Annotated in this window: 1 protein-coding gene; it reads left to right on the top strand. The window is 66.8% G+C overall.

Annotated features, from left to right (window positions below):
• The coding region (locus FCU40_RS23005; RefSeq protein WP_168078123.1) for a biotin carboxylase N-terminal domain-containing protein at positions 1 to 1,052 on the top strand (1,052 nt) is incomplete at both ends.

Here is a 1,052-nt window from a genome sequence, read left to right as displayed (position 1 = left end):
AAGATCCTGATCGCGAACCGAGGGGAGATCGCGGTGCGCGTGATCAAGACGTGCCGCCGGCTGGGGATCGCGACGGTGGTGGTCTATTCGGACGCGGACGCGGGGTCGCTGGCGGTGGAGATGGCCGACGAGGCGGTGCATATCGGCGCCTCGCCGGCCAATCAGAGCTATCTGGTGGCCGACAAGATCATCGCCGCGTGCAAGGCGACGGGGGCGCAAGCCGTGCATCCGGGCTTTGGCTTCCTGTCGGAGAACGCCAGCTTCGCCCAGCGCTGCGCCGACGAGGGCGTCGTGTTCATCGGTCCCAATCCCGGCGCCATCCAGGCGATGGGCGACAAGATCGAGAGCAAGAAGTTCGCCCAGAAGGCGGGCGTGTCCTGCGTGCCCGGCCACATCGGCGAGATCGCCGACACCGCCGAGGCGGTGAAGATCGCCGAGCAGATCGGCTATCCGGTGATGATCAAGGCCTCGGCCGGCGGCGGCGGCAAGGGCATCCGCGTGGCCTGGAACAGGCAGGACGTCGAGGAAGGCTTCCCGGCGGTGCGGGCCGAGGCCAAGGCGAGCTTTGGCGACGACCGGATCTTCATCGAGAAGTTCATCCAAAGCCCGCGCCACATCGAGATCCAGGTGCTGGGCGACAAGCACGGCAATGTCGTCCACCTGTTCGAGCGCGAATGCTCGATCCAGCGCCGCAACCAGAAGGTCATCGAGGAGGCCCCCAGCCCGCTGCTGGACGAGGCCACCCGCGCGGCCATGGGCGCCCAGGCCGTCGCCCTGGCCAAGGCGGTGAACTATGACAGCGCCGGCACGGTCGAGTTCGTGGCCGGCCAGGACAAGAGCTTCTTCTTCCTGGAGATGAACACCCGCCTGCAGGTCGAGCACCCGGTCACCGAGCTGATCACCGGCCTTGATCTGGTCGAACAGATGATCCGCTCGGCCTGGGGCGAGGCGCTCGCCTTCAAGCAGGAGGACCTGAAGATCAACGGCTGGGCCATCGAGAGCCGGATCTACGCCGAAGACCCGTATCGCAAGTTCCTGCCCAGCATCGGCCG

Origin of the sequence: Caulobacter sp. SSI4214 (genome assembly GCF_012184455.1) — a bacterium.
GTDB classification, from domain to species: domain Bacteria; phylum Pseudomonadota; class Alphaproteobacteria; order Caulobacterales; family Caulobacteraceae; genus Caulobacter; species Caulobacter vibrioides_E.
This window is presented reverse-complemented; position numbering and strand designations above follow the sequence as displayed.